This window comes from Mycobacterium sp. IS-1742 (genome assembly GCF_001500125.1).
Taxonomy (GTDB): Bacteria; Actinomycetota; Actinomycetes; order Mycobacteriales; family Mycobacteriaceae; genus Mycobacterium.
This window is the reverse complement of record NZ_LQIV01000001.1, coordinates 201,790-223,709: the sequence shown is the minus strand read 5'-3', so window position 1 is coordinate 223,709 and position 21,920 is coordinate 201,790. Positions and strand designations below refer to the sequence as shown.

Here is a 21,920-nt window from a genome sequence, read left to right as displayed (position 1 = left end):
AGGTTCTTCTTACTGCACGCGGTAGACGGTGTCGAGCGCTGGCTAATCGAACCCCGGCCCGCCGGCGGTCCCGTCGCGCAGCGCGTCGACCACGATGTGCCCCTCCCGGAACAGCGCCTCCATGGCCGCGCCGTCGACCGGACGGGACAGCATGAAGCCCTGCGCGCGCGGGCAGCCCAGCTCCAGCAGGGTCTTGGCGGCCGCGACGGTCTCGACGCCCTCGGCGACCACCTCGAGTTCGAACGCGTCGGCCAGCGCCAGGATGGCCCGCACGATCGCCAGGTCGCCCGGACTGCTGCCCAGGTCGCGCACGAAGCTGCGGTCGATCTTCACGGTGTCGACGGGAAGTGACTTGAGGTGCGTGAGAACGCTGTAGCCCGTGCCGAAGTCGTCGATCGCGATGCGGACACCGACCTCTTTGAGCGCGGCCAGCGTGTGGCGGGTGGCCTCGATGTCCTGCACCACCACACTCTCGGTGATCTCGAGGCAGACCGCGGAACCATCCACGCCGAACTCGTCGAGGGTGCCGGCGACGGTCGCCGCGAAACCGTCCGAGACCAGTTGCACCGGTGAGACGTTGATGCGCAGGATCGCGTCGCCGGCGGTGCGGCGCGACCTCCAGCGGGCGAAATCGGCGCAGGCCGAGCGCATCACCAGGCGGCCGAGTTTGCCTGCGAGATTGATGGATTCAGCGACCCCGATGAACGACTCGGGCAGCAGCAGCCCCCGCGTGGGGTGCCGCCAGCGGACCAGCGCCTCGGTGCCGAGCACCCGTCCGGTGCGCATGTCGACCTCGGGCAGGTAGTGCAGGACCAGCGCACTGCTGGCCTCGTCTATCACGCCTTCGAGGTGCAGTTCGATGTCGTTGCGGATGGCGTGCTGCGACGCCATCTCCGTGGTGAACACCGCGGTCTTGCTGCCGCCGGTGCTCTTCGCCGACAGCGCGGCCTGATCGGCACGGCGCAGCAGGTCCGATGTGGTGTCGTCGCCGGGGGTGCCGACGGCCACACCGATGCTGACCGTGCGCGCGAGCATCTCGCCGTCGATCACCACCCTGCGCTGCAGCCAGGTCTGCAGCCGGCGGGCGAAGCTCTCGACCGTGCGGACGTCCATCGGCTCGTCGGGCACCACCACGAACTCGTCACCGCCGACGCGGGCGATCACGGCGGGTTTCTCGGTGCCGGCCCGCAGTCGCTCGGCGAACATCTTGATGAACTGGTCGCCGGCGCTGTGCCCCAGGTAGTCGTTGACGGTCTTGAGACGGTCGAGGTCGAGGAAGAGCACCGACACCGGCCCGGGCTGCCCCTCGGCGAGCCGGGCATCGAGGTGCGCCATCAGGGCCCGGCGGTTGAGCAGCCCGGACAGATCGTCGTGTTCGGCGAGGTACTGGAGCTGCTCCTCGGCGGCGATCCGGGCCTGCAACTGCGCGAACAGGGTGGCGATCGCCTGCAGCGCGTTCAGCTCCTCCGCGGTCCACTCGCGGTCGCCGGTCTTGATGAAGCCGAGGATTCCCGAGGTGATCTCACCCGACAGCAGCGGGACGCAGGCCATCGACACCGACGGCACGCCGGTGCCCTCCTCGATACGGCGCTGATAGTCGTCGTTGGTCGGCTCGGGGCGCACGATCAACGGCGTCTTGAGGTATTCGGCCTGCCGGAAGACCGGGTCGGCCTCGGAGAAATAGATCACCCCGATCGGATCCGGATCCGGGAAGGGATCGCGGATCGGCCACTCGGCCACCAGCCTGGTGGCCTTGATGGCATGGTCGTTGTGACGCAGGAAGCTGAAGTCGACCCCGAGGTGGGCGACGACGTCGGCGAGGACCCGGGTGCAGCTGTCGACCACGTTGGTGGCGGTGGCCGCCATCAACTCCGCGGCCGCCGCGGTGACGACCTGATCCAGGCTCCGGGTCATGTGCTCACGGTATCCCGCAGGGCGTTCACCGGGTGGGTGACCACGCTGGTACGGCCGTGTTCACGAACCCTCGCCCGCCAGTGCGAAGCGGCCGTCGGCGGTCTGCTCCACCAGCCCGTCGACAAGCAGCGAATCCAGCGCGCGGTCACGCTGCGCCGGGTCGGTGAGCCACACGACGTCGAGTTCGGCGCGGGAGACCGGTGATTCACTGCCGCGCAGCACGTCGAGCAGGCGACCCCGCACCTGGCGGTCGGTGCCCGCGTAGCGCTGCACCTTCCGGGCCGGTGTCGTCGCCGCGGGGAACCCGAGCGTGCGCCAGGTGCACGACCCGAGCGGGCACAGTCCGCACCGCGGCGCGCGGGCTGTGCACACCGTCGCGCCGAGTTCCATCACTGCGATCGAGAATCGCGGCGCCGCAGCGTCTTCCGGGAGCAGGGCCGCGACGTCGTCGAGGTCGCGGCGGCTCGGCGGGCTGTCGGCGCGGCCGTGCACCGCGCGGGCGATCACCCGGCGGACGTTGGTGTCGACCACCGGCACCCGCTGCCCGTAGGCGAAGCAGGCGACCGCTCTTGCGGTGTACGCGCCGATGCCGGGAAGGGTCAGCAACACCTCGACGTCCGAGGGCACCTCGTCACCGTGTTCGTCCGCGATGACCGTCGCGCACTCGTGCAGACGCTTCGCGCGGCGCGGATACCCGAGCTTGCCCCAGGCGCGCAGCACGTCGGCGACGCCGGCCGCCGCGGTCGCCGAGGGGGTGGGCCAGCGCGCGATCCAATTCAGCCAGACCGGTTCCACGCGGGCCACCGGCGTCTGCTGCAACATGAACTCGCTGACCAGGATCTGCCACGGTGTCACGCCGGGACGGCGCCAGGGCAGATCCCGCTGTTCGCGGTCGTACCACGCCGTAAGGACGGCCGGATCGATCATCTCTCAACCACTCAGGCACAATATGCGGCATGCCGCAGACCAGCCCGGTGACCGCGTGGAAGGCACTCAAGGAGGGTAACGAGCGCTTCGTCGCTGGTCGGCCCGAACATCCGAGTCAGAGCATCGACCACCGTGCCAGCCTCGCCGAGGGGCAGCGGCCCACGGCGGTGGTGTTCGGTTGCGGTGACAGCCGGGTGGCCGCCGAGATCATCTTCGACCAGGGCCTCGGCGACATGTTCGTGGTGCGCACCGCCGGTCACGTCATCGACTCCGCGGTGCTCGGCTCCATCGAGTTCGCGGTGACGGTGCTCGAGGTGCCGCTGGTGGTGGTGCTCGGCCACGACAGTTGCGGTGCCGTCAAGGCCACGCTCACGGCGCTCGACGACGGTGTGGTGCCCGGTGGGTACGTGCGAGACATCGTCGAGCGGGTCACCCCGTCGATCCTGGTGGGCCGTCGAGACGGCCTGTCCCGGGTCGACGAGTTCGAGGAGCGCCACGTCAACGAGACCGCGGTGCAGCTGCGCGACCGGTCCACCGCGATCGCCTCGCGCATCGACGCGGGCAAGGTCGCCATCGCCGGTGTGACCTACCACCTGGCCGACGGCCGGGCCCAGCTGCGCCATCACCTGGGCGACATCGGCGAGGCCTAGCAGGCTTTTGGCTCTTCGCGCGAGCGCTCATCGCGCGACACGCCGGGTCACCTCGGACGTTCCGGCCTGACCGGGCCTTACCGTTGGTGTGTGCTGGATCTGGAACCGCAAGGCCCGCTGCCGACGCAGATCTATTGGCGGCGCAGAGCTCTCGCGCTGGGCATCGCGGTGGTGGTCATCGGGATCGTCGCCGCGGTGGTCGTGATGGTGGTGTCGGGCGGTTCCGGCGCGGAGACGAAGAACGCCGACAAGCAGTCCGCCGCCCCCGCCGAAGCCGGGCCCACGCCGCTGCCGGGGGAGAACCCCGAGGTCAAGACCCCGATCGTGCCGCCGCCCCAGCAGGCGCCGCCGCCCACCCCGACACCCACCGCGGCGGTCGCCCCGCCGCCGGTGCTGCAGGAGGGCGACGACTGCCCGGATTCCACGCTCGCGGTCAAGGGCATCACCAGCCAGCCCGAGTACGTCGTCGGCGATCAGCCGAAGTTCACGATGGTCGTCACCAACATCGGCCTGGTCGCCTGCAAGCGTGACGTGGGCGCGGCCGTGCTGGCGGCGTACGTGTACTCGCTCGACAACACCCGCCTGTGGTCGAACCTCGACTGCGCCCCATCGAACGAGACGCTGGTCAAGACGTTCGCCCCGGGCGAGCAGGTCACCACCGAGGTCACGTGGACGGGGATGGGCTCGGCCCCGCAGTGCCCGCTGCCCCGGCAGCCGATCGGCGCGGGCACCTACAACCTGATCGTCCAGCTGGGCAACCTCCGGTCGTCGCCGGTGCCGTTCATCCTGGCGCCCTCGACCCCGCCGGGTCAGGCGCCTGCGCCCGGCGCGCCGGGTGGGCAGCCCCCGGCTCCCGGCGCGGGCTAGGGCGGTCAGGCCAGCCGGTCGGCGATCGTCGACTCGGCCAGCAGCGACAGACCTTCCCTGATGTGGCGCGCCCACATCGAACCGATGCCGTCCACCGACTGCAGATCGTCGGCGCTCGCGGCGAGCAGACCCTGCAGTGAGCCGAACGACCGCACCAGCAGGTCGACGTGCGCGAACTGCAGGCGGGGGATGCCGGCCATGGCGCGGTAACCGCGGGAGCTCATCGCCGAATCCTGCGCTTCCAGCGTGGACGGGTACCCGAAAACCCTTGCCAGCGTGGTGAAGTCGAGAAGTTCGTTGTCCGACAGCGAATCCAGCTCCTCGAGCGTCGCGCTGACCTGTGCCGGGGTCGGCGGATCGGGGTTGGCGTGGTAGTCGCGCACGATCAGCTCGCGGGCGGTGTCGTTGTCGCCGACGAGTTCCTCGAGCTGCAGTTTGAGCTGACGGCCGTCGGTGCCGAGTTCCACGACGTCGGCGTCGATCTCCAGGCTGATCCGCCGCACCATCTCCAGCCGCTGGACGACGGTCATCACGTCGCGCAGCGTGACGAAGTCCTCGATCTCGGCGGTCGACAGCTGGCGGCTCACCTCGTCGAGGCGGGACTTGTAGCGCTCGAGGGTGGCGATGGTCTGGTTGGCCCGCGACAGGATCGTCGGGGTGTCGGGCACCACGTGCCGTTCACCGGCCACGTACACGGTCACGATGCTCATCGAGTGGCTGACCGAGATCACCGGATAGCCGGTCTGGATCGCGGTGCGCTCGGCGGAGCGGTGACGGGTGCCGGACTCGTCGGTCGGGATCGACGGGTCGGGCACCAGCTGGACGTTGGCCCGCAGGATCCGGGTGCCGTCGCTGGACAGCACCACGGCGCCGTCCATCTTCGACAGCTCACGCAGCCTGGTGGGGGCGTAGCGCACGTCGAGTTCGAAACCGCCGTCGCAGATCGCCTCGACGCTGTCGTCGTAACCGAGCACGATCAGCGCGCCGGTGCGGCCGCGCAGGATGCGCTCCAGACCGTCGCGCAGCGGCGTGCCCGGTGCCAGCCGGCCGAGCGTCTCGCGCAGCGTCGGACGGGCCAGCTGGACGACGTTGCCGCTCGTCCTGGCGGTCTTCACGGCCATCATGCCTCCTGGGTCATCGGCCGCCATTGTCCGCGATGCGGTCCAGCACCCGCAACGCCGCCGAGATGTTCTCGGCGGGCAGCAGCCGCAGACCCGGCGGCACACCCGTCGTGCCGGGCGGGACGACGGCGGTGGTGAACCCGAGCCGGGCGGCCTCCGCCAGGCGGCGGTCCATGCCCGTCACCCGGCGCAGATCACCCGCGAGACCGAGTTCGCCGATCACCACCGAGTTGGCCGGCATCGGCCGTTCCTTGCGCGCCGAGGCCATCGCGATGGCGACGGCGAGATCCGACGACGGATCGGTCAGCCGCATGCCGCCGACCGTCGACAGGTAGATGTCGCACGGACCGACCTGGAGCCTGGCGTGTTTGTCGAGGACGGCGGCGATCATCGCGGCGCGGGCCGAGTCGATACCGCTGACGGCGCGGCGGGGGTGCGGGCCGGTGGGCGGGCCGACCAGCGCCTGTACCTCGCCGATCAGCGGCCGCTTACCGTCGAGCGTCACGGTGACCGCGGTGCCGGCCACCGGGGTGTCCCGCTGGTCGCGGAACAGCCCGGACGGATCGGCCACACATTCGATGCCGTTGTCGTGCAACTGGAAACAGCCGACCTCGTCGGCGGCGCCGAACCGGTTCTTCACCCCGCGCACCATCCGCAGCGTCGAGTTGCGGTCGCCCTCGAAGTGCAGCACCACGTCGACGAGGTGTTCCAGGGACCGCGGCCCGGCGATCGCGCCGTCCTTGGTGACGTGGCCGACCAGCACCATGGCGATGCCGCCGCGGCCCGCGGCTCCCTTGGCGTACTGGGTGAGCGCGGTGGTGACGGCCCGCACCTGGGTGACGCCGCCGGTGACACCGTCGTTGTCACTGGTGGACATGGTCTGCACCGAGTCGACGACGACGAGGCTCGGCTGCACGGCGTCGATGTGGCCGAGCGCGGTCGGCAGATCCGATTCGGCGGCGAGGTAGAGCTCGTCGTGCGCGCAGCCGGTGCGCTCGGCCCGCAACCGCACCTGCCCCGCGGATTCCTCGCCGGTCAGGTACAGCGCCCGCCGACCGGAGACGGCCCAGCGGTGGGCGACCTCGAGGAGCAGGGTCGACTTGCCGACGCCCGGATCACCGGCCAGCAGGGTCACCGAACCGGGAACCAGCCCGCCGCCGAGGACGCGGTCGAGTTCGCTGATGCCGGTCGCGTCGTGTCTGGTCCGGCCCGGGTCGATGCTGCTGATCGGCACGGCGGGGGAGGTGGGTGCCACGGCGCGACGGGCGGGGGCGCCCGCGACGGCGGCCAGGACCGCGACCTCCTCGACGGTTCCCCACGTGCCGCAGTCCGGGCAGCGGCCGACCCATTTGGCGGTGAGGTGCCGGCACTCGGAACAGCGGTATTGCGAACGTGCCTTGGCCACGGGACGACGGTATCGGTCGGGGCCGACAGATCCAGCCCGGCGCCGGCCCGCGGCCGGCGCGTGTCGCGCTGGGGTCAGTGTCCGCCGGAGTGGTCGGCGCCGCCGCCGCTCTCGTCACGCCGCGGCGCCTCGCCGGCGGAGATCGGAACCTGGACGGTGACCTCGCCGCTGCGCTGGAACGTGAACGTGAACGGGTAGGTCAGCCCGTTGGTGATCGGCTTGGTCAGCTTGACGTCGGCGGTGAGCGGTTCGGCCGGCTCGACGCTCTCCAGCGCGGCGGCCTGTCCGTCGGGCTCGCCGGCGACCAGCACGCCGCTCGGCGCGATCGACGCGTCCCCGCGCACCGGCACCGAGCCGATGTCGGAGCGGATCGACACCAGCTTGTCGGGCTGGTCGGGTGAGTCGTTGGTGGCGACGAAGAGCAGTTCGACGTCGCTGCCCGGACGGACGTAGTCCGAGGTCTGCGGGGCGCGCAGGTGGACGTTGCGCAGCGAGATGTCACCGGTCCCCGCGTTGACGCCGTTGACGGCGGGCGCCTGGGTCGCGGTCTGGGAGACCTGGCCGGCTCCGCAGGCGGTCAGGCCGAGTGCCAGCCCGCAGGCGGCCAGCCCGGCGGTGACGGCAGAAGCGCGCGGATGGTTGCGGTTCACTCAAGCCTCCTGCAGAGGGTCGCCCAGCTGTCGTACACAGTTCGACTATGCAGAGTAGTAGGTGACGGTCGGCGGTGACCACGGTGGGCTGCGCGGCGCGAGCAGGCGCACAGTCCAACGGTGTTGCGCGGCACGTACACCGGGGGCCGGTCGGCAGTGGTAACGGCGTTCTCGACCGGTCTCGCGTTGCACGAAAACGACACCCTGTCAAGTCCTGATCTTCATCCGTTGTGCCCCTGACCTGCACAGTTGTTCCGCACGTGTCAGCGGCCCGTGTTAGCATGGACACGTGAAAGGGGCTCGAAACTGATGATTTTCAAGGTCGGAGACACCGTTGTTTATCCACACCACGGTGCTGCGTTGATCGAAGCGATCGAAACCCGAACCATCAAGGGCGAGCAGAAGGAGTACCTCGTCCTCAAGGTCGCCCAGGGCGATCTCACTGTTCGAGTACCCGCTGACAACGCCGAATATGTCGGGGTGCGTGACGTTGTCGGCCAGGAGGGTCTGGACAAGGTCTTCCAGGTGCTGCGTGCGCCGCACACCGAGGAGCCGACGAACTGGTCTCGCCGTTACAAGGCGAATCTGGAGAAGCTGGCCTCCGGCGACGTGAACAAGGTCGCCGAGGTCGTGCGTGACCTGTGGCGCCGCGACCAGGAGCGTGGCCTGTCCGCAGGCGAGAAGCGCATGCTGGCCAAGGCCCGGCAGATCCTCGTCGGTGAGTTGGCGCTCGCCGAGAACACCGACGACGAGAAGGCCACCATCATCCTCGATGAGGCACTTGCCGCCGCGTCCTGACGCGCGATGACCACAGTGGCCGTCGTTCCGGCCGCGGGATCCGGGCAACGGCTCGCGGCCGGGGCGCCCAAGGCGTTCGTGAATCTCGCCGGGCGGCCGATGCTCGAACACGCCATTGCCGGGCTGCGGGATTCCGGTGTCGTCGACAGCATCGTGGTCGCCGTCCCGCCGAGCCGCACCGACGAAGCGAAACTCGTCTTCGGCGGTGAGGCCGTGATCGTCGCGGGCGGCGCCGACCGCACCGAATCGGTGAGTATCGCGCTCGCCGCCGTCGGCGACACCGACTACGTGCTCGTGCACGACGCCGCACGCGCTCTCACGCCACCGTCTCTGGTGGTCCGCGTCGTCCGTGCGCTCGAATCCGGGCACAGCGCGGTGGTGCCCGGACTCCCGGTGGCCGACACCATCAAGGCCGTCGATGCGAACGGCGCGGTGCTCGGCACACCCGAACGGGCGGGACTGCGGGCGGTTCAGACCCCGCAGGGGTTCCACGTCGACGTGCTGCGCCGCGCCTATGCCCGGGTGGGCGAAGGCGGTTTCACCGACGACGCGTCGATGGTCGAACAGGCCGGTGGACAGGTTCAGGTCGTCGACGGCGACCCCCTCGCGTTCAAGATCACCACCCCGCTCGATCTGGTCCTGGCCGAGGCCATCCTGGCGGGCCGGCGGTGAGCCTGCCGCGCGTCGGCGTGGGCACCGATGTGCACCCGATCGAGGCGGGACGGCCCTGCTGGTTGTTGGGCCTGCGATTCGACGGCGCCGACGGGTGTGCGGGGCATTCCGACGGCGACGTCGCCGCCCACGCGCTCTGCGATGCGCTGCTGTCGGCGGCCGGGCTCGGCGATCTCGGCGAGGTCTTCGGCACCGGGCGGCCCGAGTGGGAGGGTGTCAGCGGCGCCGACATGCTGCGCCACGTCCGGGAGCTGTTGCGGGATAACGGTCTGCGGGTGGGCAATGCGGCCGTCCAGGTGATCGGGAACCGGCCGAAGATCGGACCGCGGCGGGCCGAAGCGCAGGAGTTGTTGTCCGGGCTGATCGGCGCTCCGGTGTCGGTTTCGGCGACCACGACCGACGGGCTGGGGCTGACCGGCCGGGGTGAGGGGTTGGCCGCGATCGCCACCGCTCTCGTGGTCGATGAGGGATAACGGCATATCGGCCGGTAAGCTGGCACGTCGTGACCGATCGCGCTGAAGCCGGCCGGTCGGCGACATCGCCGACGGGGCTGCGTCTCTACGACACCATGGCGGGTGCCGTGCGCGATTTCGTGCCGCTGCGACCCGGGCATGTGTCCATCTATCTGTGCGGGGCGACCGTGCAGGGCCTCCCTCACATCGGGCATGTCCGCAGCGGGGTGGCGTTCGACGTCCTGCGGCGCTGGCTGACCGCCAAGGGTTTCGACGTCGCGTTCATCCGCAACGTCACCGACATCGACGACAAGATCCTCAACAAGGCCGCCGACGCGGGGCGGCCGTGGTGGGAGTGGGCGGCGACCTACGAGCGCGCGTTCACCGCCGCCTACGACGCGCTCGGCGTCCTGCCGCCGTCGGCCGAACCGCGGGCGACCGGCCACATCACCGAAATGGTCGAGTTGATCGAGCGGTTGATCCAGCGCGGGCACGCCTATACCGGTGGCGGGGACGTCTACTTCGACGTGTCGACGCTGCCCGACTACGGCAAGCTCTCCGGGCACCGCATCGACGACGTGCACCAGGGTGAGGGCGTCGCGACCGGGAAACGCGATCAGCGCGACTTCACGCTGTGGAAGGGCGCCAAACCGGGTGAGCCTTCGTGGCCCACGCCGTGGGGCCGGGGCCGGCCGGGCTGGCACACCGAATGCGTCGCGATGTGCGAGGCGTACCTCGGCGCGGAGTTCGACATCCACGCCGGCGGAATGGATCTGGTGTTCCCGCACCATGAGAACGAGATCGCCCAGGCCGAAGCGGCGGGGGACGGCTTCGCCGCCTTCTGGCTACACAACGGCTGGGTCACCATGGGCGGCGAGAAGATGAGCAAGTCGCTGGGCAATGTGCTCTCGATTCCCGCTGTGCTGCAACGTGTCCGGGCCGCCGAACTGCGTTACTACCTCGGCAGTGCGCACTACCGGTCGATGCTCGAGTTCTCCGAGACCGCGCTGCAGGACGCGGTGAAGGCCTACGCCGGGGTCGAGGATTTCCTGCACCGCGTCCGCACCCGGGTGGGCACGGTGGTGCCCGGTGAGTGGACGCCGAAGTTCGCCGCCGCACTCGACGACGACCTGTCGGTGCCGATCGCGCTCGCCGAGGTGCACGCCGCGCGCGCCGTGGGCAACCGGGCGCTGGACTCCGGCGACCACGAGACGGCGATGACGCAGGCCCGCTCGATCCGCGCCATGATGGGCATCCTCGGCTGCGACCCGCTCGACGAGCGGTGGGAGTCGCGCGACGAGACGTCGGCGGCGCTGGCCGCGATCGACGTGCTGGTCCGGTGGGCGCTCGACAGCCGTGCCGAGGCGCGCAACCGCAAGGACTGGGCGACGGCCGATCAGATCCGCGACCGGCTCAAGGAAGCCGGCATCGAGGTCACCGACACCGCCGACGGTCCGCAATGGTCGCTGCTCGACGGCGACAGCAAGGATGCCTGACGATGGCGGGTAACTCGAAACGCCGTGGCGCCGTTCGCAAAGCGGGCACCAAGAAGGGCCCGACCGTCGGCTCCGGCGGCGTGCGGCGGCGCGGGCTCGAAGGCCGCGGCGCGACACCGCCGGCCCACGAGCGGCCGCACCACCCGGCGGCCAAACGGGCCGCCAGGGCGCAGAAGCAACAGCAGCGACGTCCGGCACGCAAGACCGACGAGACCGAACTGGTGCTCGGCCGCAACCCGGTGGTGGAGTGCCTGCGCGCGGAAGTGCCTGCCAGTGCCCTGTATGTGGCGCTGGGCACCGAGGCCGACGAGCGGGTCACCGAGGCCGTGCAGATCGCCGCCGACGCGGGCATCCCCATCCTCGAGGTGCCGCGTCCGGACCTCGACCGGATGAGCAACAACGCCCTGCACCAGGGGCTGGCGCTGCAGGTGCCGCCGTACGACTACGCCCACCCCGACGATCTGCTCGCGACGGCGAAGGCCGACGGCGCACCCGCGCTGCTGGTCGCACTCGACAACATCTCCGACCCCCGAAATCTCGGCGCGATCGTGCGGTCGGTGGCGGCGTTCGGCGGACACGGGGTGCTGATCCCGCAGCGCCGCTCCGCGTCGGTGACGGCGGTCGCCTGGCGTACGAGTGCCGGTGCGGCGGCGCGGCTTCCGGTCGCCCGGGCCACCAACCTCAACCGCACGCTGAAGAGTTGGGCCGACGCGGGCCTGCAGGTGGTCGGCCTCGACGCCGGCGGTGACACCACACTCGACGAACTCGACGCCACCGGCCCGGTGGTGGTGGTCGTCGGGTCGGAGGGCAAGGGGCTGTCGCGCCTCGTGCGCGAACACTGCGATGCGGTGGTGTCGATCCCGATGGCCGGCCCGACCGAATCGCTGAACGCCTCGGTGGCCGCCGGGGTGGTGCTCGCAGAGATCGCCCGCCGGCGCCGCGGCTGACTCACACCCCGAACAGCCGCAGGCCGACCCAGAGTCCCGACACCGCCAGAACCAGGGTCAGCGGCACCGTGCACAGCCCCACCACACTGAAGCTGACCACGCCGGTGGGCACGTCAGATCGATGAGTGACGTTGCGCCACAACAGGTTCGCCAACGATCCCACATAGCTGAGGTTGGGTCCGACGTTGACGCCGATCAGTACCGCCAGCACCGCCGCGGGTCCGGCGACCGCCACCAGCGGCAGCAGCACGAGCACGGCGGGCAAATTGTTGACCAGGTTCGACAGCACGGCGGCCACGGCCGCGACCCCCAGTAGAGCGGCGAAGCCGGTACCGTCGGGAAGGAGCGACCCCAGCGCCTCGTCCAGACCGTTGCGCGTGACCGCCTCGACCACCACGCCCAGACACAGCACAAACATCAGGAACGGTACGTTGGCCGACCGGGCGATACCCCGCACGGTGCTGCGGCGCTGTACGAGCCCGCGGACACCGAGCGCCACGGCGCCGGCGAGTGCGGCCCAGGCCGGGGAGACGTCGATCAGGGACGTCACCGCGAAACCGGCCAGCGTCAGGGCGAGCACGACGAGGACGAACACCGGCATCTCCGGATCGGGCAGCGGTTCGTCGCGCCGCGGCGCCGCCGCGAGTTCGCGCGCGAAAACGACCCGTAGAACGGCGTATTCGACCAGCACCGCGGCCAGCCACGGCAACGTCATCAGCGCGGCGAAGTGCATGAACGACAGGCCGGCGGCGGTGAACGCCAGCAGGTTGGTCAGGTTCGACACGGGCAGCAGCAGCGATGCGGAGTTGGCCAGATGGGCGGTGGCGTAGGCGTGCGGGGCCGCCGGGACGGCCAGTGTGCGGCAGGTGGCCAGCACGACGGGGGTGAGCAGGACAACGGTCGCGTCGAGGCTGAGGACCGCGGTGGTGCCGGTGGCGATGACGAACACCACGCCGAGCAGTCGACGGGGATCGCCCGCACCCGACCGGGCCATCCAGACCCCGGCCGCGTGGAACAGCCCGGCGTCGTCGCACAGTTGAGCCAGCACCAAGACCGCCGCGAGGAACCCGACGACCGGTGCCAGCCGGGCGATCTCGGTCACGGCGTCGTCGACGGAGACCGTGCCCGTGGCGATCAGCAGGCCGGCAGCCGGAACGGCTGCGACGGCCTCGGGCCAGCCGCGCGGCCGCACGAGCGCGAACGTGAGCACGACGGCAAGCAGCGCCAACGCGAGGACCAACGCGAAACCCCGTCAGGCCCACGGATCGGCGCGCTGCCACAGCGACGGCAGATGCAGCGGGACGCCGTCCCGGTCGGCCAGCCGGGTCAGGACGCGCATCGTGACGTCGAGGTCGTCGGCCACGTACGGCAGGGCACGCAGCGGTTGGTGCAGCGGCCGGAAGAAGTCGTCCCAATGGATCAGCACCACCCGGCGGCCGCCGACCGCGCGCACGGTCTCGTCCCAGTAGTCGCGCAGGTAGGTCTCCGGCTGCCGCCCGAGTTGCCCGACACCGAGGTAGACCACGTCGGCGTGCCTGCCGTGCAGTGCTCCCGGGACGAATCCGGCGCTGCCGACGACGAGCATGGTGCGCGCGGACGGCCGGTGCCGGACGAGCACCGACCAGGCCTCACCGCACCGGTAGGCGGACGCCCTGGCCGGCGGTGTCACGGGAGCAGTGATGGCACCCGGGAAACGGTCGGGTGGGCAGTGCCCGGACTCGACGAGGGTCAGATCGTAGGCGCCGACGGTGAGGGCGTCACCGGATCGGGCTGTGCGCACGCGGCTTTCGGGTAGCCCGTGGCCGAGCCCGAGTTGCGCGGCCGACGCCCCGCCGATCAGTGCCGCGCCGGTGCGCTCGGCGACCAGGGCCGAGTCGAGCGCGTGGTCGAAGTGGGTGTGCACGGGCAGGACGGCGTCGAGCCGGTCGGAGCGCAGCCTGGCCAGGCAGCCGTCCACCCGCGGCGCCGACGGGGCGATGCGGCGCAACCCGACCGACGCCAGGCCGGGCCGGGAGAAGAAGCCGTCGGTCATGACAGCCGACGAGCCGTCGTCGATCAGCAGGGTGGTGACGCCCGCCCACGTGACGGTCAGCGGGGTCTGCGGGGTGGCGGCGGGGACGTCGAACCACCGCGCGTGATCCCGCAGATCGGGCCGTCCCGCTCGCAGGCGCATGCGCCCCACTGTAGGCATCGCGGTCAGACGGTGCCGCGTTCCGAACTGCGCATCCCAGCGAACGCCGCGGCCAGACAGGCGACGGCCACCACAACGGCGAACCACGGAAACACCGCGGCGAGTTCCCAGGTCGTCGCCGCCCAGCCGGCCACCAGGGTGGGCACCGCCATCGCCGTGTAGGCCGCGAGGTAGAAGGCCGACATGGTCTCACCCCGTCTGGCCGCGGGGACCACGTTCGACAGGTGGCGCAGCGAGCCACCGAAACCGAGCCCGAACGTCGCGCCGAGCAGGGCGGCGGCCACGAACACCAGTGGCCACTGATGGCTGAGCAGCACGGGGATGGTGAGCAGCAGCGAGACGGCCATGCCGATGTCGCCGACGATTGCGGCCCGGCGCGCGGGCACCCGCGTGGCCGCGAGCTGCGCGAGCGCGGCGGCGAACGCCGTCGTCCCGACGACCGCGCCACCGAAGACGAGGTTGTCGATGTGGGTCTGCCGCGCAGCCAGCGAGGGGTACAGCGACAGCAGCACTCCCAGTACCGACCACGACGCCATGGCGCCCAGTGCCGAGAACCAGAAGTCACCCTTGATCTCTTGGGGCACCGCGGGTTTGGCGATGCGGATCCGTCCCCGCGTGCGTGCGCTGTGGGGTTCCCGCAGCGCCAGCAGCCCGGCGCCGACGACTAGGCAGACCACGGCGACGACGGCATACGGCGTGCGCAGCGGATGCGGTGCGTACTGGGCCAGCAGCGCCGATCCGAGGATCGCGACGGTCATCCCGATGTTGAAGCTCACGCCGCTGAGCTGACCGGAGCGCACGCCGTGGTGGGGGCGCAGATCCAGCAGTGCGGCCGCCCCGGCGACGACGATCGAGCCGACCGCGGCGCCGTGAATGGCCCGCGCCAGCAGCAGGAGAGCCATGTTGTCGGCGACCAGGAACACCCCGAGGCCGACCACCAGGGCGGCCAGCGCGACGATGAGCACGGGCTTGCGGCCCACGACGTCCGAGATCTTCCCGGACACCAGGACCGCGCCGAGCGCGGCGACTGCGTAGACCGCGAAGATGATCGTGGTCGCCAGCGGGGAGAGATGCCAGTGGGTTTCGTAGATCCCGTAGAGCGGTGCAGGCAGGCCGGATACGCCGAGCGCGACCCCGCTCAGGACGAGCAGCAACGGGTAGGCCCAGCGCTGCGTATCGTCGCCGATCGAACGGTCGAACGCCACCATCGGTCACCTTCGGGTTTGACGGACATCGAACCCGATCGAGGGTACGCTCGGTTCGGCGATGATCAAACCCGCGTGGTGAAGGACACTCTGATGACCGACGGCACGACGACCGCCGATCCGGTCGGACCGGTGCAGCAGGTGCTCGGCGCGCTGCACGACCCGGTGCGTCTCGAGGTCGTCAGGCGGTTGCACAACGCGGGCGCGCCCCTGCAGTGCGGTGCGCTCTACGACGGCATCAACAAGTCGACGGCCACCCATCACTTCAAGATCCTGCGCGAAGCCGGGATCACCGAGCGGTTGGTGGTCGACGGCCTGACCTATCAGCGTTTGCGCCGCGACGAACTCGAGGCCGCCATCCCGGGGCTGCTCGACAGCGTGGTGCGCAGCGCCAACAGGCAGGCCGGCGTCAGCTGAACGGGGCGATGGTGACGCCCTCGGCGATCAGCCGATCCCGTACGGCGGCGGCGATGTGCACCGCTCCCGGCGAATCCCCGTGCACACACACCGAATGCACCGACACGTCGACCGTCGACCCATCGATCGCGGTGACGCGGCCCTCCGTGACCATCGTGATCACGCGCTCGGCGACCTCGTCGAGATCGTGGACCACCGCGCCGGGCTCCCGTCGCGACACCAGTTGCCCGTCGGGCTGGTAGGCCCGGTCGGCGAACGCCTCGGCCACCGTCTGCAGGCCCAGTTCTCGTGCTTCGGCGAACAGTGCCGACCCCATGAGGCCCAGAACCGGCAACCCGGGGTCCACGGCGTGCACGGCGGCTGCGACCGCGCGGGCCTGATCGCGGTTGGTGACGACCGTGTTGTACAGCGCGCCATGGGGTTTGACATAGGAGACGGCGGTGCCCGCTGCGCCGGCGAGGGCTGAGAGCGCGCCGATCTGGTACATCACGTCGGCGGTCAGATCCTCGTCGGTGACATCGATGAACCGCCTGCCGAAGCCGGCGAGGTCCCGGTAACTCACCTGCGCGCCGATCCGCACTCCGCGGGCGGCGGCCGCCCGGCACACCCGGGCCAGACCCGCGGGGTCGCCGGCGTGAAAACCGCACGCCACGTTGGCCGATGTGACGATCTCCAACATGGCGTCGTCGTCGCCCAACGTCCACACGCCGAATCCCTCGCCGAGGTCGGCGTTGAGGTCGACGGACATCGCTGTCACCGGGTCAGCTTAATGCGGTGACCCGCCCGCGAGCGTGATGCGGTGGTGGGCGGCCCGGATCAGCCCGGCGTCGTGCGTGGCGGCCAGCACCGTGGTTCCGCTGTCGGCGAACTGTCGCAGGTGCTCGGTTACGAGGGCGCTCGCGGCACGATCGAGCCCGGTGGTCGGTTCGTCGAGCAGCAGCAGCGGCGCCTGCTGCGCGAAGGCCTGTGCCAGCAGGACCCGTTGCCGTTGTCCGCCCGACAGGTCGCCCAGGCTGTGGTGTCTGACGTCGTCGAGTCCGAGTTCCGCCAACCACTGCTCGACCACGGCGCGATCGGCACGGGAGGGGCGACGCACCAGACCGAGCCGATGCCACCGACCCATCATCACCGCTTCCGCGGCGGTGATCGGGAAGGCGTCGGTGACAGCGCTGCGCTGGACCGCGAACGCGACGTTCGCCGCGGTGATCTCGACGGTGCCACCGGTCGGGCGCAGGGTGCCTGCGAGCAGGCCGAGCAGGGTCGACTTCCCGGACCCGTTGGGCCCGGTCACCGCGGTCAGGGCGGCTGGGCGCACGGACAGGTTCAGGCCACGGAAGACCGCGGCGCCCGGATAGCCGAAGTCGACGTCGACGAGTGTGACGCGCGCCGGCCGATTGTCCGACTTGTTGATAATGATTTTCATTACTGATAGAACTCTACGCCATGACCGACTGGTTGACCGAACCGTTCGAGGCCGACGTCGTCGTGCGGGCGCTGGCCGCGGGCGTGCTTGCGGCGTGCGTCTGCGCCCTGGTCGGATGCTGGGTCGTGTTGCGCGGCAGCGTGTTCCTCGGCGACGCCATGGCGCACGGGATGCTGCCGGGGGTCGCGGTCGCGGCGCTCGTGGGAGGGAACTTGATGCTGGGCGGACTCGTGGCCGCGGTGGCGATGGCCGTCGGGATCGCCGCTGTCGGCCGGTCAGCGCGGCTCGCATCGGACACGGCGATCGGCCTGCTGCTCGTCGGCATGTTGGCGCTCGGCGTGGTCATCGTCTCGCGGTCGCAGAGTTTCGCCGTCGACCTGACCGGCTTCCTGTTCGGAGACGTGCTGGCGGTGCGCACCGGCGATCTGGCCGTGCTGGCGGTCGCCCTCCTGCTCACCCTCGCCGCCGTCGTCGTCGGCCAAAGGGCCTTCGTGGCCGTCACGTTCGATCCCCGCAAGGCCGCGACGCTCGGCCTCCGCCCCGAGCTGGCGGTGCCCGCGCTGACGGTGCTGGTGGCGATCGCCATGGTGGCGTCGTTCCATGTGGTCGGAACCCTGCTCGTGCTCGGCCTTCTCATCGCACCGCCCGCGACCGCACTGCTCTGGGCGCGCTCGGTACCCCGGGTCATGCTGATCGCCGCGGCCCTCGGGTCGGCCGCCGTCGTGACGGGGTTGGTGATCTCGTGGCACGCGGGAACCGCGGGCGGAGCGACCATCGCCGGAGTCGCCGTGCTGGCGTTCTTCGTCTCGACGGCCGCCAGTCGCCTGCTCACGAGGTGGCGGCGCGCATCCGCGGTGGCGGTCGGCGCGTTCCTGGTGGTGGGTTGCTCAGACGGTGGCGCACCGCCCCCCGGGGAGTCGCCCGCCGGTGGCGCTGACATGGTCGTGATCGACGGGGCGCGCGAGGTCGACGGACCCCTCACCCGGTTGGTGCTCGCCGATCCCGGATCCGGCGCCACCGCGGTCTACGACGCCGAGACCGAGACCGAGACCGCGGTCGGCTCGTTCGGGCCGGTGACGGCGATCAACGGCGACGGACGCTTCGCGTATCTGAGCGCCGGGGACCGAACCACCATCGTGGACGCCGGGACGTGGACGTTCGACCACGGCGACCACAGCCATTACTTCGTCACCGAGCCGGCACGGGTCGGTGGACTGGACGCGGGGGTCGAGTCCGTCGCCGCGAGCAACTCCGTCGTCGCGGTGCGGACAACGGGCGGTGGCGTGGAACTGCTCGACCGTGATCGACTCGGTGACGCCGCCACCGAGCCTCCGCGCGACCTGTCCGTCGGTGAGGGATGGTCAGCAGTCGTGCCGTACGGCAGCAGGTTGGTCGCCGTTACCGGCGCGGGACGGATGCAGGTCGTCGATGCCGATGGCGCCACCGATCTCGACGGTGAATGTCGCGCTCCCACATGGAGTTCGGTGACTCGGCGGGCGGTCGTGCTGGGCTGCCGGACCGGCGCGGTGCGGGTGACCGGCGGTGAGGGACAACTCGCCGTCACCAGCATCCCGTTCCCTCACGGTGTGCCTGCGCGTCGGCCCGCCCGGATGGAGCAACGGGACCGGGCCGACGTGTTCGCCGGTGTCACCCCGGACACCGTCTGGGTCCTCGACAGCAGGCAGCGGTCGTGGACGGTGATTCCCGCTCCCGGCGCGGTCACCGCCAACACCGCCGGTGACGGAACGGCGCTCGTCCTGTACCGCGACGGCACCATCGGGGAGTTCGACGTCGACACCGCCGCAGAGATCGCGCGCGCCGCGGTGTTCGCCGGTCCCGTTCCCGAGGGCGAACCCGCTCCGGTCATCGAGCTCGACACCGACCGCGCGTACGTGAACAACGCCGCGGCGCGGGAGATCTACGAGATCGACTACGCCGACGGCCTGCGGATCGCGCGCGTGTTGCGCACCGAGGTGGCGCCCGGGCTGATGGTGGAGACGGGTCGATGACGCGACGACACCTGGCCTGGCTGCTCGTCCTTCTCTGTTCCGCACTGACCGCGTGTGGTGACCACGGTTCGGCGCGCGGCCGCGAGATCTTCGTGACCACCAACATTCTCGGCGATGTCGTGCGCAATGTGGTCGGCGCCGCAGCACCGGTACGGATCCTGATGCCGCCGAACGCCGATCCGCACTCGTTTGCGCTCTCCGCTCGGGATGCGGCCGCGATATCTGGTGCCGGTCTGATCATCTCCAACGGACTCGGCCTCGAGGAGGGCGTGGCCCGGCACGTGCACACGGCCGCCGACGACGGTGTGCCGACACTGGCGGTGGGGGACGAGGTGGACGCGAACCCTTATGCGGAAGGCGACAGCGTCGGCGCGCCCGATCCCCACTTCTGGATGGACCCGCAACGCATGATCTCCGCTGTGGACGCCGTCACGGCCGCCGTCATCCGGGACGTCGACGGGGTCGACGCCTCGGTCGTCTCGCGCAACGCCGACCGGTACCGGGAACGCCTGCGGGAACTGGACCGGTTCATGACGGACCGATTTCACGACGTCCCCGTCGGGCGCCGCAACCTGGTCACCAACCACCACGTGCTCGGTTATCTGGCTCACCGGTTCGGGTTCCGGGTGATCGGTGCGGTCGTACCGAGTGGCACGACACTGGCCGCGCCGAGCGCTTCGGATCTCCAGTCGCTCGTCGAAGCCGTCGAATCCGCGGACGTGAGCGCGGTTTTCGTCGACACGTCCCAACCGGACCGGCTGGCTCGCGCCCTCGCGGAACAGGCTGGAGTCGCCGTGCGGATCATCCCGCTCTACACCGAATCGCTCGGTGCGGCCGGAACCCCGGGCGCGACGTACCTCGACATGATGCGCGCGAACACCGACGCCATCGTCGCCGGCCTGCGGTAGGCGCAGGCCGACTCGTCACTGCTCGGAAGGGAGCGACATGAAGGATTCGCGGTGGATGTACCGCGTCGGGACACTGCCCTGCGCCGTCGCCGTTCTGGCGGCGTGCGCCGGCACCGGCAACGGTGAGCGCGCCCCCGTGATCGACGAGCCGCTCGTCGCCACCTACGACGGCGGTCTCTACGTCCTCGACGGCAACACCCTCGACGTGAAGCAGGACATTCCGCTCGACGGCTTCCTGCGGGTCAACCCGGCGGGAGACGACGCACACGTCCTGGTGACCACCGACGAAGGATTCCGCATCCTCGACGCTGCCAGTGGACGGCTGACGGACCACACGTTTCCCGCCGCCGACGCCGGCCACGTCGTGAATCACGGCGAACACACCGTGTTGTTCGCCGACGGAACGGGTGAGATCACCGCCTTCGATCCACACGCGCTCGAGAAGGACGCAATGCCGGCGACCGACACGTTCACGACGCCGCAGGCACACCACGGCGTCGCGGTGATCCTGTCCGACGGCACCCTGGTGCACAGTGTCGGCGACTCCGAGAACCGATCCGGAGCTGTTGCCGTGCAGGGCGGTCGGGAGATCGCCCGAAGCGAGGAGTGCCCCGGCATCCACGGTGAGTCGGTCGCCGCCGACGAGGTCGTCGTCCTGGGCTGTGAGAACGGCGTGCTCAAGTACGCAAACGGGACGTTCACCAAGATCCCGAGTCCCACGCCCTACGGACGGATCGGGAACACCCGCGGCCATGAGGATTCGGCCGTGGTGCTGGGCGACATGAAGATCGACCCGGACGCCGAGTTGGAGCGCCCGCAGCAGTTCGCGCTGATCGACACCAGCACCGACCGACTCCAGGTCGTGCCGATGCCGCCGTCGGTGAGTTACTGGTTCCGGTCGCTGGGCCGCGGACCGCAGGCCGAAGCGCTGATCATGGGGACCGACGGAAAGCTCTACGTGTTCGACCCGGTCACCGCGGACGTGCTGAAAACCGTTCAGGTGACCCAGCCCTGGACCGAACCCGGCGACTGGCAGGACCCCGGACCCGCGGTGTTCACCCGCGAGGAGGCCGTCTACGTCACCGATCCGGCGACCAGGCAGATCCACCTGGTCGACCTCCGGGCAGGCACCGTGACGGCGTCGGCGACGCTCGAGCACGCCCCCAACGAGCTCACCGGGGCGGTCGGGCACGACCACTGATCGCGTTCAGTCCCAGCGGTTCTCGGTGACGAACTCGTCCAGCGGGCGGCCCAGTGCCCACCGGTCGAGTTCGAGCACCGGGCGGTCGGGGAACTCCGGCACCGGCCCGAGGCACAGCACCGCGACGGGGTCGGCGCCGTCGGGCATCCCCAGCAGAGCGGCGAGGCGGCGCGGGTCGAAGATCGACACCCAGCCCATGCCGAGCCCTTCGGTGCGGGCCGCCAGCCACATGTTCTGGATCGCACACGACACCGACGCCAGATCCATGTGCGGCAGGGTGCGCCGCCCGAACACGTGTTGCTCGCGGCCGTCGCGCAGGGCGACCACGAGCAGTTCGGCGCAGTCGAGGATGCCCTCGACCTTGAGCGCCAGGAACTCCTCACCCCGGGGGCCGAGCGCCGCCGCGGTGCGGTGGCGCTCCTCGTCGACCAGGGCGTGGATGTCGCGCCGGATGTCGGGATCGGTGATGCGGATGAACCGCCACGGCTGCATCAGCCCTACGTTGGGGGCCGCGTGAGCGGCGGCGAGCAACCTGCCCAGCACGTCGTCGGGCACCTTCTGCCCGGGGACGAAGCGCCGCATGTCGCGGCGTTCGGTGATGGCGCGGTACACGGCGTGGCGTTCGGCGTCGGTGAACGCGTGGTCGGTCACACCGGTCAGCCTAGAA

The 21,920-nt window shown here is 70.5% G+C and carries 22 protein-coding genes; 11 read left to right on the top strand and 11 right to left on the bottom strand.

Going from position 1 to position 21,920, the window contains the following annotated elements; all coding sequences use genetic code 11:
• Window positions 1-42 precede the first annotated feature (42 nt).
• Both AU196_RS01160 and AU196_RS01155 read right to left on the bottom strand, forming a co-directional pair.
• Window positions 43-1,914 carry a putative bifunctional diguanylate cyclase/phosphodiesterase gene (locus tag AU196_RS01160; protein ID WP_059093238.1) on the bottom strand — a complete coding sequence of 624 codons (1,872 nt, stop codon included), beginning with the start codon at window positions 1,912-1,914 and terminating at the stop codon, window positions 43-45.
• 60 nt (window positions 1,915-1,974) lie between these two features.
• On the bottom strand, window positions 1,975-2,841 hold the full coding sequence (locus AU196_RS01155) for an iron-sulfur binding domain-containing protein (protein WP_059093237.1): 867 nt from the start codon (window positions 2,839-2,841) through the stop codon (window positions 1,975-1,977).
• 29 nt (window positions 2,842-2,870) lie between these two features.
• Between AU196_RS01155 and AU196_RS01150 the strand changes: the two genes are divergently transcribed.
• Window positions 2,871-3,491 (top strand): carbonic anhydrase, encoded by a 621-nt coding sequence (locus AU196_RS01150; RefSeq protein WP_059093236.1) that lies wholly within the window; start codon window positions 2,871-2,873, stop codon window positions 3,489-3,491.
• Window positions 3,492-3,581: 90 nt separating this feature from the next.
• The gene (locus AU196_RS01145) at window positions 3,582-4,358 is read left to right on the top strand and encodes a hypothetical protein (protein WP_059093235.1); all 777 of its coding nucleotides are present in this window, start codon (window positions 3,582-3,584) and stop codon (window positions 4,356-4,358) included.
• A gap of 5 nt (window positions 4,359-4,363) precedes the next feature.
• Here AU196_RS01145 and disA read toward each other — a convergent pair whose 3' ends face one another.
• The 3 genes from disA to AU196_RS01130 all read right to left on the bottom strand — a co-directional run bounded on the left by disA (window position 4,364) and on the right by AU196_RS01130 (window position 7,534).
• Entirely contained in the window at window positions 4,364-5,479 is a 1,116-nt protein-coding gene (gene disA / locus AU196_RS01140; protein WP_059093405.1) for a DNA integrity scanning diadenylate cyclase DisA, read from the bottom strand.
• A gap of 13 nt (window positions 5,480-5,492) precedes the next feature.
• A complete protein-coding gene (gene radA / locus AU196_RS01135) occupies window positions 5,493-6,884 on the bottom strand; it encodes a DNA repair protein RadA (protein ID WP_059093234.1) in 1,392 nt (463 codons plus the stop codon).
• A gap of 74 nt (window positions 6,885-6,958) precedes the next feature.
• The gene (locus AU196_RS01130; protein ID WP_059093233.1) at window positions 6,959-7,534 is read right to left on the bottom strand and encodes a copper chaperone PCu(A)C domain-containing protein; all 576 of its coding nucleotides are present in this window, start codon (window positions 7,532-7,534) and stop codon (window positions 6,959-6,961) included.
• A gap of 309 nt (window positions 7,535-7,843) precedes the next feature.
• Between AU196_RS01130 and carD the strand changes: the two genes are divergently transcribed.
• Genes carD through rlmB form a run of 5 tightly spaced genes read left to right on the top strand, consistent with a single transcriptional unit; the run spans window position 7,844 to window position 11,899 of the window.
• The gene (gene carD, locus AU196_RS01125; RefSeq protein ID WP_059093232.1) at window positions 7,844-8,332 is read left to right on the top strand and encodes an RNA polymerase-binding transcription factor CarD; all 489 of its coding nucleotides are present in this window, start codon (window positions 7,844-7,846) and stop codon (window positions 8,330-8,332) included.
• A gap of 6 nt (window positions 8,333-8,338) precedes the next feature.
• Window positions 8,339-9,004 carry a 2-C-methyl-D-erythritol 4-phosphate cytidylyltransferase gene (ispD, locus tag AU196_RS01120; RefSeq protein ID WP_059093231.1) on the top strand — a complete coding sequence of 222 codons (666 nt, stop codon included), beginning with the start codon at window positions 8,339-8,341 and terminating at the stop codon, window positions 9,002-9,004.
• A 2-nt stretch (window positions 9,005-9,006) separates the two neighbouring features.
• The gene (gene ispF / locus AU196_RS01115; protein WP_197415676.1) at window positions 9,007-9,477 is read left to right on the top strand and encodes a 2-C-methyl-D-erythritol 2,4-cyclodiphosphate synthase; all 471 of its coding nucleotides are present in this window, start codon (window positions 9,007-9,009) and stop codon (window positions 9,475-9,477) included.
• 29 nt (window positions 9,478-9,506) lie between these two features.
• On the top strand, window positions 9,507-10,952 hold the full coding sequence (gene cysS, locus AU196_RS01110; RefSeq protein ID WP_082695573.1) for a cysteine--tRNA ligase: 1,446 nt from the start codon (window positions 9,507-9,509) through the stop codon (window positions 10,950-10,952).
• Between the two features lie 2 nt (window positions 10,953-10,954).
• Complete coding sequence (gene rlmB, locus AU196_RS01105) at window positions 10,955-11,899, top strand: 23S rRNA (guanosine(2251)-2'-O)-methyltransferase RlmB (protein ID WP_059093229.1); 945 nt, start codon at window positions 10,955-10,957, stop codon at window positions 11,897-11,899.
• A 1-nt stretch (window position 11,900) separates the two neighbouring features.
• Here the strand turns inward: rlmB and AU196_RS01100 are convergent, their stop codons facing one another.
• Genes AU196_RS01100 through AU196_RS01090 form a run of 3 tightly spaced genes read right to left on the bottom strand, consistent with a single transcriptional unit; the run spans window position 11,901 to window position 15,298 of the window.
• A complete protein-coding gene (locus AU196_RS01100; protein ID WP_059093228.1) occupies window positions 11,901-13,139 on the bottom strand; it encodes an SLC13 family permease in 1,239 nt (412 codons plus the stop codon).
• A gap of 12 nt (window positions 13,140-13,151) precedes the next feature.
• Window positions 13,152-14,072, bottom strand: coding sequence for an MBL fold metallo-hydrolase (locus AU196_RS01095; protein ID WP_059093227.1), 921 nt, complete (start codon window positions 14,070-14,072; stop codon window positions 13,152-13,154).
• Window positions 14,073-14,095: 23 nt separating this feature from the next.
• Window positions 14,096-15,298, bottom strand: coding sequence for an MFS transporter (locus AU196_RS01090; RefSeq protein ID WP_059093226.1), 1,203 nt, complete (start codon window positions 15,296-15,298; stop codon window positions 14,096-14,098).
• A gap of 90 nt (window positions 15,299-15,388) precedes the next feature.
• Here AU196_RS01090 and AU196_RS01085 point away from each other — a divergent pair, with 90 nt between their 5' ends.
• Complete coding sequence (locus AU196_RS01085) at window positions 15,389-15,712, top strand: ArsR/SmtB family transcription factor (RefSeq protein ID WP_059093403.1); 324 nt, start codon at window positions 15,389-15,391, stop codon at window positions 15,710-15,712.
• On the opposite strand, the gene AU196_RS01080 is transcribed toward AU196_RS01085, so the two are convergent.
• Complete coding sequence (locus tag AU196_RS01080; RefSeq protein ID WP_197415675.1) at window positions 15,705-16,460, bottom strand: LamB/YcsF family protein; 756 nt, start codon at window positions 16,458-16,460, stop codon at window positions 15,705-15,707. The genes AU196_RS01085 and AU196_RS01080 overlap by 8 nt on opposite strands.
• Window positions 16,461-16,478: 18 nt before the next feature.
• A complete protein-coding gene (gene aztA, locus AU196_RS01075; protein ID WP_059093224.1) occupies window positions 16,479-17,135 on the bottom strand; it encodes a zinc ABC transporter ATP-binding protein AztA in 657 nt (218 codons plus the stop codon).
• Window positions 17,136-17,155: 20 nt separating this feature from the next.
• Between aztA and aztB the strand changes: the two genes are divergently transcribed.
• Genes aztB through aztD form a run of 3 tightly spaced genes read left to right on the top strand, consistent with a single transcriptional unit; the run spans window position 17,156 to window position 21,253 of the window.
• Window positions 17,156-19,144, top strand: coding sequence for a zinc ABC transporter permease AztB (gene aztB / locus AU196_RS01070; RefSeq protein WP_059093223.1), 1,989 nt, complete (start codon window positions 17,156-17,158; stop codon window positions 19,142-19,144).
• A complete protein-coding gene (locus AU196_RS01065; protein WP_059093222.1) occupies window positions 19,141-20,052 on the top strand; it encodes a metal ABC transporter substrate-binding protein in 912 nt (303 codons plus the stop codon). Before aztB ends, AU196_RS01065 begins: the two co-directional genes overlap by 4 nt.
• A gap of 37 nt (window positions 20,053-20,089) precedes the next feature.
• Window positions 20,090-21,253, top strand: a complete 1,164-nt coding sequence (gene aztD, locus AU196_RS01060; RefSeq protein WP_059093221.1) for a zinc metallochaperone AztD — start codon at window positions 20,090-20,092, stop codon at window positions 21,251-21,253.
• A gap of 6 nt (window positions 21,254-21,259) precedes the next feature.
• On the opposite strand, the gene bluB is transcribed toward aztD, so the two are convergent.
• Window positions 21,260-21,904 (bottom strand): 5,6-dimethylbenzimidazole synthase, encoded by a 645-nt coding sequence (gene bluB / locus AU196_RS01055; RefSeq protein WP_059093220.1) that lies wholly within the window; start codon window positions 21,902-21,904, stop codon window positions 21,260-21,262.
• Window positions 21,905-21,920: the final 16 nt, after the last annotated feature.

Coding starts and splice junctions, on each gene's coding strand:
- AU196_RS01095 (WP_059093227.1), bottom strand. CDS start 14,072: ATGCGCCTGCGAGCGGGACGGCCCGATCTGCGGGATCACGCGCGGTGG.
- aztD (WP_059093221.1), top strand. CDS start 20,090: ATGAAGGATTCGCGGTGGATGTACCGCGTCGGGACACTGCCCTGCGCC.
- disA (WP_059093405.1), bottom strand. CDS start 5,479: ATGGCCGTGAAGACCGCCAGGACGAGCGGCAACGTCGTCCAGCTGGCC.
- carD (WP_059093232.1), top strand. CDS start 7,844: ATGATTTTCAAGGTCGGAGACACCGTTGTTTATCCACACCACGGTGCT.
- rlmB (WP_059093229.1), top strand. CDS start 10,955: ATGGCGGGTAACTCGAAACGCCGTGGCGCCGTTCGCAAAGCGGGCACC.
- AU196_RS01160 (WP_059093238.1), bottom strand. CDS start 1,914: ATGACCCGGAGCCTGGATCAGGTCGTCACCGCGGCGGCCGCGGAGTTG.
- ispD (WP_059093231.1), top strand. CDS start 8,339: ATGACCACAGTGGCCGTCGTTCCGGCCGCGGGATCCGGGCAACGGCTC.
- AU196_RS01085 (WP_059093403.1), top strand. CDS start 15,389: ATGACCGACGGCACGACGACCGCCGATCCGGTCGGACCGGTGCAGCAG.
- AU196_RS01155 (WP_059093237.1), bottom strand. CDS start 2,841: ATGATCGATCCGGCCGTCCTTACGGCGTGGTACGACCGCGAACAGCGG.
- AU196_RS01090 (WP_059093226.1), bottom strand. CDS start 15,298: ATGGTGGCGTTCGACCGTTCGATCGGCGACGATACGCAGCGCTGGGCC.
- AU196_RS01065 (WP_059093222.1), top strand. CDS start 19,141: ATGACGCGACGACACCTGGCCTGGCTGCTCGTCCTTCTCTGTTCCGCA.
- aztA (WP_059093224.1), bottom strand. CDS start 17,135: ATGAAAATCATTATCAACAAGTCGGACAATCGGCCGGCGCGCGTCACA.
- AU196_RS01150 (WP_059093236.1), top strand. CDS start 2,871: ATGCCGCAGACCAGCCCGGTGACCGCGTGGAAGGCACTCAAGGAGGGT.
- AU196_RS01080 (WP_197415675.1), bottom strand. CDS start 16,460: ATGTCCGTCGACCTCAACGCCGACCTCGGCGAGGGATTCGGCGTGTGG.
- aztB (WP_059093223.1), top strand. CDS start 17,156: ATGACCGACTGGTTGACCGAACCGTTCGAGGCCGACGTCGTCGTGCGG.